This is a genomic window from Edwardsiella piscicida (genome assembly GCF_001896205.1).
In the GTDB taxonomy this organism is placed as follows: domain Bacteria; phylum Pseudomonadota; class Gammaproteobacteria; order Enterobacterales; family Enterobacteriaceae; genus Edwardsiella; species Edwardsiella piscicida.
The window spans coordinates 950,473-957,068 of record NZ_MPNU01000001.1; the positions used below are offsets into that span (position 1 = coordinate 950,473).

The 6,596-nt window shown below is 53.9% G+C and carries 10 protein-coding genes, 1 tRNA gene and 1 pseudogene; 1 reads left to right on the top strand and 11 read right to left on the bottom strand.

Annotated elements, in window-relative coordinates:
- Nucleotides 1–28: 28 nt before the first annotated feature.
- Nucleotides 29–1,060 carry an NADP-dependent oxidoreductase gene (locus tag BRD58_RS04215; RefSeq protein ID WP_073381634.1) on the bottom strand — a complete coding sequence of 344 codons (1,032 nt, stop codon included), beginning with the start codon at nt 1,058–1,060 and terminating at the stop codon, nt 29–31.
- Between the two features lie 216 nt (nt 1,061–1,276).
- Here BRD58_RS04215 and BRD58_RS04220 point away from each other — a divergent pair.
- A tRNA-Thr gene (locus BRD58_RS04220) sits at nt 1,277–1,352 on the top strand.
- 28 nt (nt 1,353–1,380) lie between these two features.
- Here the strand turns inward: BRD58_RS04220 and BRD58_RS04225 are convergent.
- The 10 genes and pseudogenes from BRD58_RS04225 to BRD58_RS04270 form a co-directional block, all read right to left on the bottom strand.
- A complete protein-coding gene (locus BRD58_RS04225; RefSeq protein ID WP_236721617.1) occupies nt 1,381–2,523 on the bottom strand; it encodes a tyrosine-type recombinase/integrase in 1,143 nt (380 codons plus the stop codon).
- Nucleotides 2,406–2,753 carry a helix-turn-helix domain-containing protein gene (locus BRD58_RS18175; protein ID WP_073381640.1) on the bottom strand — a complete coding sequence of 116 codons (348 nt, stop codon included), beginning with the start codon at nt 2,751–2,753 and terminating at the stop codon, nt 2,406–2,408. The genes BRD58_RS04225 and BRD58_RS18175 overlap by 118 nt, the downstream gene beginning before the upstream one ends.
- A gap of 2 nt (nt 2,754–2,755) precedes the next feature.
- The gene (locus BRD58_RS04235; protein WP_073381643.1) at nt 2,756–3,577 is read right to left on the bottom strand and encodes a ParB/RepB/Spo0J family partition protein; all 822 of its coding nucleotides are present in this window, start codon (nt 3,575–3,577) and stop codon (nt 2,756–2,758) included.
- Nucleotides 3,570–3,854, bottom strand: a complete 285-nt coding sequence (locus BRD58_RS04240; RefSeq protein ID WP_034168757.1) for a DUF4752 family protein — start codon at nt 3,852–3,854, stop codon at nt 3,570–3,572. The genes BRD58_RS04235 and BRD58_RS04240 overlap by 8 nt, the downstream gene beginning before the upstream one ends.
- Nucleotides 3,854–4,459 carry a 3'-5' exonuclease gene (locus BRD58_RS04245; protein ID WP_073381646.1) on the bottom strand — a complete coding sequence of 202 codons (606 nt, stop codon included), beginning with the start codon at nt 4,457–4,459 and terminating at the stop codon, nt 3,854–3,856. Before BRD58_RS04245 ends, BRD58_RS04240 begins: the two co-directional genes overlap by 1 nt.
- Nucleotides 4,452–4,874 (bottom strand): hypothetical protein, encoded by a 423-nt coding sequence (locus BRD58_RS18180; protein WP_073381650.1) that lies wholly within the window; start codon nt 4,872–4,874, stop codon nt 4,452–4,454. The genes BRD58_RS04245 and BRD58_RS18180 overlap by 8 nt, the downstream gene beginning before the upstream one ends.
- Nucleotides 4,871–5,293, bottom strand: a complete 423-nt coding sequence (locus BRD58_RS04255; RefSeq protein WP_073381653.1) for an HNH endonuclease — start codon at nt 5,291–5,293, stop codon at nt 4,871–4,873. The genes BRD58_RS18180 and BRD58_RS04255 overlap by 4 nt, the downstream gene beginning before the upstream one ends.
- A 3-nt stretch (nt 5,294–5,296) precedes the next feature.
- Nucleotides 5,297–5,584, bottom strand: coding sequence for a DUF7739 domain-containing protein (locus tag BRD58_RS04260; protein ID WP_073381656.1), 288 nt, complete (start codon nt 5,582–5,584; stop codon nt 5,297–5,299).
- A 151-nt stretch (nt 5,585–5,735) separates the two neighbouring features.
- Nucleotides 5,736–6,251: a hypothetical protein gene (locus BRD58_RS04265; protein ID WP_034166087.1), complete on the bottom strand. Its 516-nt coding sequence runs from the start codon at nt 6,249–6,251 to the stop codon at nt 5,736–5,738.
- 13 nt (nt 6,252–6,264) lie between these two features.
- Nucleotides 6,265–6,596: pseudogene (locus tag BRD58_RS04270) on the bottom strand (ead/Ea22-like family protein); the annotation flags it as partial.

The window sequence follows — 6,596 nt, forward strand, 5'->3', positions numbered from 1 at the left end:
ACCGCGGTCTGTCAGCGGGGGGCTCGATTCAATCGGCGACTTTCACTAACAGTTTGCCGAAGTTTTTGCCCGAGAGTAGCCCCTGTAACGCGGTTACGGCATGTTCTAGCCCCTCGATAACATCCTCCCGATACTGGATCTGCCCTTGAGCCAACCATTGGCTCATCTGTTGATAGAAGGCCGCATAATGCTGGCCGAAGTCTTGGCCGATGATAAACCCGCGGACTAACAGCCGTTTTTTTAAGATGGTGCCCATCAGCATCGGTAAGCGATCGTCGAGGTTATCGCTCGGCACACTATTGTATTGGCTGATCAGGCCACAGAGCGGCACCCGAGCCAGGGTGTTGAGTAACGGGAGCACCGCATCGAAGACGGCACCGCCGACATTCTCATAGTAAACGTCGATCCCGTTCGGGCAGGCCGCACGCAGCTGGGCGGGGAAGTCGGGCGCGCGGTGATCGATACAGGCCGCCAGACCGAGGGTATCGCACACGTAGCGGCACTTCTCAGCGCCCCCGGCGATCCCGACGGCTCGGGCCCCGCGTAGATGGGCCACTTGGCCGACGACCGAACCGACTGCGCCGCTCGCGGCGGAAACCACCACCGTCTCACCGGGCTGCGGATCGCCGATGGCGGTCAGCCCCATATAGCCGGTGAATCCCGGCATTCCCAGCACGCCGAGTAGCCAGGTTGGGTGCGCCATCCCCGCGGGTACTTTCTGCAAGCCATCGCCATCGGAGAGGGCATAATCTTGCCAGCCGCTTTGCGCCAGCACCCATTCCCCAGCCTCATAGTCGGGGTGGCGTGAGCACTCGACCCGACATAGGGTGCTGCCGACCATCACATCACCCAACCGCATGGCGGGAGTATAGGAAGGGCCATCATTCATCCGTCCTCGGATATACGGATCGATCGAGAGGTAGAGGGTACGCAGCAAGAGCTGCCCCTGGGCGGGCCGCGGGATGGCAACCTGCTGCAGCGATATGTCCTGCTCCGTCGGCATGCCACAGGGCCGCTGGCGTAGCACGAAACGCCGATTCATCGCTCCTGTCTGTGTCATCATTTGCTCCTTTGTCGCCGAGTTGTAGAGACTAACAGAGACAGCCTAGAGCAAAATCGAGTAGGGCAACGTGACGGTGTTGACGCTATCACGGCCCATAGCATGAACGGTGTATTGTCGAGTAAATAACCATTCGTTTTGCCAGCTCTTGACGCTCCTTTGGTTTTTCACTATGGTATCTCCCGCACTTCGGGCAACACGCCCAACTCCCTCAGTGCCGATATAGCTCAGTTGGTAGAGCAGCGCATTCGTAATGCGAAGGTCGTAGGTTCGACTCCTATTATCGGCACCATTAAAATCAACAAGTTACACATCATTATTTAGCCACCCGCTTTTCTGTGGGACAGATTTGGGACAGCGTCACCAAAAATCGAGTCTATTTGCCGTGCGTGCTCGGTAAGGTGATTTGGTGCGAGGTGTGCATACCGTCTCACCATTTCGATTGACTCCCAACCGCCCATTTCCTGTAGTGCTGATAGTGGTACGCCAGACTGTACCAGCCAGCTTGCCCACGTATGTCGCAGATCATGGAACCGGAAGTCTTCAATACCAGCTCGCTTTAGCGCAGCTCTCCATGCCGTGTTGGCATCGTAACGCATCTTCCTGACTACCGGTGATTTAGTGCCGTCTGGGCGTGTGCTACTCTCTCTGTAGACAAATACCCACTCTTGGTGGTTACCAATTTGTTTTTTTAACACCCGGCAGGCTGTGTCGTTGAGTGCCACCCCAATTGCTCGGCCTGCCTTAGCATCCTCTGGATTTATCCATGCTACCCGGCGTTGCATATCGATCTGTTTCCATTCAAGATTGATGATATTTGATCGCCTTAACCCGGTAGCTAGAGCAAACTCAACGACTGATTTTAGTGGCTCCGGGCATTCATCTATCAGCCTTTTTGCTTCGTGTGGTTCAAGCCATCGAATGCGCTTGTTCTTCGGCTGTGGCACTTTGACGATCGGGGCCTTATCTAGCATTTTCCAGTCACGCTCCGCCGTCCTCAGCAGGGCTTTGATAAACGCTAAATGTGTCGCCTTTGTTGCCGTAGAAGCCAGCTTCGGTACGTATTCCGGCGGCTTCTTCCCTCGCTTCGTCGCGGCCTCAGCCATCAACCTCCAGTTTTCCTCATGCCTCCTATTGGTCATTTTTTGGATCGCGGCATAGATATGCCGCTCCGAAATGTCTTTAAGTTGCATCCCTGAAAAATGCTTCAGCCAGAAGCTGATTCGGCTTTTATCATCGTCCAGTGATTTTTTATTTGCCTTCTCTTCAAGCCAGCGCACACAGGCTTCTTCAAATGTCATCCCCGGGCATTCGCCCAGTTTACTGACACGCCATGCTTCAGCTTTCAGCTTGTCATGGAGTTCCGTGGCCTGCCTTTTGTCCTTTGTCCCAAGAGACTGTTTAAATCTTTTGCCGTCTGGCAATGTGAAACTGGCGTACCAGGTTTCACCCCTGCGGAAGATGGACATGTTTTCTCCTCTACGTCATCCGCCGCGCTCACGGCTACAGTATGCAGTGGTGAGTTCAGTGCGGCAATGCATGCCTGTCGAGTTGTTAGGTACTGCGATTGGCGTTTCCCCGGATTTTTCCGGGTGGCCATCAGCCTCCCGGATCTGATCCACGCTGTAGCTGTGGGGCGGGATATGCCCAGGAACTCGCACGCCTCATTGAGTGTTAATGAGTACTGCTCCACGGCTAAACCCCCGCTGATTTCATGTAGTCGTTGAGGATCCCCATCACTTCGCTCCCGATACCTTCCCGCAGGACCAGGGTGCGTCCATCCCCATCGATCTCTGCATCGCTGAGCAGTTCAACCAGCCGGCGGGCGCGTGTCGCGCTAAACTGGCTGCCGGTGACGTTGCGGGTGACGCTGCGGGTAACTTTCTTTTTCCCCTGGGCTTTCGCCCGCTTCACATCCTCCTGCAGTACATCCCCGGCGCTCTCACCGTGCTCCTTCACGCGATCGACTGCTACATCCATAGCTACCTCGCCATCTTTCACCAGCTGCTGTACGTCGTAATTTGACGCGCTGAGGATCAGCAGTTTGTCTACGGTTGCGCGGCTTTTGTGGATCAGCTTGGCGATCTCATCCGGTGTCAGATTGAACGCGGCCAGCTCCTTCACAACGAGGCTTTGTTCGAACTGCGTCAGCGGCAGCTGGTTGTTGCTGGTCATGATGCGCGCTACGCGCTCCACATCGCTACCCGTGAAGGGAGCGATGGCGATCCACTCCAGCGGCTTACCTTCGGCGCGAACGCGCCGGAATGCTGCTGTACGGCGATGTCCTTCAACTACCCAGACGCCGCCATCATCGCTGGGGCGGACTTCGATAGGGGGAACGGTGCCGCCGGTCAGGATGTACTGGAACAGTTCATCATCGGCCTGCTGTGTGCGCTCATCGGCCACACGTTTATTGAAGCCCTGCTGTACATGGATATCATCCAGTTTGATAAACATGCCGCTGTCACGGCGTTTGATGGTTCCATTTTTCAGCATTTGCTTGAATGAGTTAGCCATTGCTGGTCTCCTTTGTCCTGCTGATGAGAATCAGCATGTCACCTTTGGTTTTGACCACTATGGAGCACCCTGGCTGAATGGTCTCAAGGTTGAACGCCTCGCAAAATGATTCTAGGGCCAATGACTTCTCGTCCTTGCGATTCAACCACCTCCAGCCTTTACGCAAGGCTATGGCGAAAATCCACTGCCACGCTTTGATGGTCATCCAGAGCCAGACGCTTATAACCTGAAGCATGATCATCCAATCGGTGGCTGAGTATTTAGCAAAGGTTTCCATTAACACGCCTCCTGATACGCGATGGCCATCTGTTCTGCGTCATTCATAGCGTCATGAAGCGCATGGTGCTTAATCATCTGGAAGCACGGCTGGTGCCCCTCTAAATAGCCCTTACGCCCGCGGGTTGGGACCTTGGTATCGATGTATGTCCTAACGTCGCGCTTCCCGTTGTAACGCCATGGACACTCCAGACCGCACATGCGGTAGGCGTTCTCCAGAATGGCGCCATCAAAATCTGGCCCACGGAAAAACACCCTGGCGCCGGGGTGATAATCCAGCCAGCGAGAGAGACCGATCAGGGCTTCGCTGAGGGCTACGCGATCGCCGGTTAGGGCTTCGTGTGCATCTTCGGCCTGGTCTTTCCACCACGTCTGGATCTTTTGGCTGACGGTTCGGCCTAGCATCAGCTGATCTGTGGCGTCGAGCCGGGTGTAAAAGGCCAGTACGGAGAAGTCCTGCAGATCGATATCGCGGGCAACTTTCAGGATGTTGGCCTGGGTATCTTCCAGATCGCTGACATCGACCGCAAAGGCACCGATAGACAGCAGTAGGGCGCTGGGCACGGTATCCATGGTCTCGGTATCGATAACGACGTCTTTAGTCATTGCTGGCCTCCTGCTGTGGTGCTGTTGCAATCATTGCCGCGCGGCAGGCGTTCCATATTCTCTGAGTCAAGTTGTGGCCGCGTAGATCGGAGGAAATTAGGTTAATAATTTGACTAGTTAATCCTAACGGGATTTCATACGGCACCATTGGCGCTGGCGATGGAGGAGAGGCCAATTGAGATCGGGCTTGCCATGCTAACCAGGCAGCGTTTTTCGCACCAACCCCTGCAATTGGAAGGTTGTCTTCGTTATTCCACGCGTTGAACGATGCCCGCTCGTCTATCGCTGCTGGATCCAGCGACGCCAGAGCGATGCGCGCCAGCTCTTTCATGATTGACACATCGGCATGACCCAGCGTGTATCCGGCCTTCAAATCGGAAACAGCCAGCGCCTGCTCTTTTGTAATAGTGGTCATGCTGTTTCCCCTTCCTGATACCGCTCAAACCAGAAAACAACCGGCCTATCAATAACCTCAATAAGCCCGAATCGCTCCGCTGTGCGGAAATTGACACTGCGTGACCGTGCGCGTTTTACCTGTTCTGCGATCTGTTCTCGGAATAGCTCTATGCTAAAAGTTGCCTTGAATAGATTGCATGAAGCACAGGATGGGAACAGGTTTTCGAGCGTATCGTTTTCAGGTCGCCAAAATTCCCCAGTAGAAGCAGTTTGTAGCACTCCACTTGTTTTATTTTTAACGAACTCCCACTTACGCAATGCTGGTTCTACATGATCGGCGTGCCACCCCTTACCTGGAAGCTCGCACCCGCAATAAGCACAGCGACCGCCAAATTTCATGCGAAGTTCTTCGCGCTGCTTTTTGGTAATAGTGGTCATGGGTTAGTGGCTCCTGAATCCATTGCAACCGCGAAGAAATTCGACGATATATCCCTTCATTTTTTCCTGATACGGCCCAGACCATCCATTCGGCGGCGTCCACCGTTCTACAAGATCGGCCATCTTTTTCGCCTTGGCTGGCGTGACATTGAGGGGATCATTGGTGTGCTGCTGATTAACCAGCTTTTCCATGCCTGGTATATCCAGCACGGCAAACCATGTGCCATTAGCCATACCGAGGCCGGGGATGCGCTGCCCACTACGACGTTTATCTGTGAGTTCTACAGTCATGGGTTAGTCCGTCCATTTTATCTGTTGGGCTTTGCTTAGTGCGCCGTAGTAGAATTTCGGCGTGCCAACATAGGTTCGGGTGTGGCGTTTGCCACACAATCGGCACAGGCGCCCCCACTCTTTCCAGAACCCCTTTTGTATGTCAGTCATCTCACTCCCCCTTACTGGTGCCAGCGTCCAGCCATTCAAATACATTCCAGTATTTCGACCAATCTGGCTGATCGTACTCATCAGCATCTTCATTCCATTCCCCAGTAAATGGGTTTTCGCAAACAGATGTGAGCCATAAACCGATTGCTGGTGATTCAGGATTGCTCTCGAAAATTTCAGCAATTCGAGGCCAGTGATTGACGTATCTTTCGTCCGCGGGGAAATCAATTAGATACTGGCGAATGCATTGCGCAGCGCGGGCATAGTCTTCTCGAACGACGATCATGTTGTCGTACGTCATCGCCAGCACAGCGCGATTATGTTCTGGGATATCCATGCGTTTAGGTAAAGGCCAGACTTTATCGATCTCCCAGGTGTAAGAGTTCCTGGCCATACCGAGATAGCGTACAGCCATGTCATTCCAGATGACCGGACCACTACCATAAGCGTTCTGCAACTCTTCCAGTTCCTCTGATTTTTCGCCGGGCCATACTGAAACCACTGTTGAATAACTCATGCCTCACTCCCCCTTACTGGCGCCAGCAGCCGCGCTCTGCTTCGATGCGCTTGCTGCGCTCCCAGAACCACTTATGAAGATCCATCATTTCCTTATCGATCTGATCATCCTCTCGGTCGAAATAAGCTTGTGCGTTTTTCTCGTTTTCACTTGGTAATTCACCAGGCCCAATCAGAGTGTTAAAAATCCACGCCATTCCGCTCTTGGCATCGCCAGTGGCTCGCCACTCTATAATTGCCGCCCGCATGGCGATCAGGTTTCTCCCGACTATCAGATCGGCCTCTTTAAAGCGTTTGCTGATGTACTCTTTTTCATCTTCCAGCTCCGCTATGCGTTGGCGGGACA

Bases quoted from the DNA above. Each gene is read 5' to 3' on its own strand.
- BRD58_RS04215 (WP_073381634.1), bottom strand. From the start codon at position 1,060: ATGACACAGACAGGAGCGATGAATCGGCGTTTCGTGCTACGCCAGCGG.
- BRD58_RS18180 (WP_073381650.1), bottom strand. From the start codon at position 4,874: ATGACCACTATTACAAAAGAGCAGGCGCTGGCTGTTTCCGATTTGAAG.
- BRD58_RS04235 (WP_073381643.1), bottom strand. From the start codon at position 3,577: ATGGCTAACTCATTCAAGCAAATGCTGAAAAATGGAACCATCAAACGC.
- BRD58_RS04245 (WP_073381646.1), bottom strand. From the start codon at position 4,459: ATGACTAAAGACGTCGTTATCGATACCGAGACCATGGATACCGTGCCC.
- BRD58_RS04255 (WP_073381653.1), bottom strand. From the start codon at position 5,293: ATGACCACTATTACCAAAAAGCAGCGCGAAGAACTTCGCATGAAATTT.
- BRD58_RS04260 (WP_073381656.1), bottom strand. From the start codon at position 5,584: ATGACTGTAGAACTCACAGATAAACGTCGTAGTGGGCAGCGCATCCCC.
- BRD58_RS04265 (WP_034166087.1), bottom strand. From the start codon at position 6,251: ATGAGTTATTCAACAGTGGTTTCAGTATGGCCCGGCGAAAAATCAGAG.
- BRD58_RS04240 (WP_034168757.1), bottom strand. From the start codon at position 3,854: ATGGAAACCTTTGCTAAATACTCAGCCACCGATTGGATGATCATGCTT.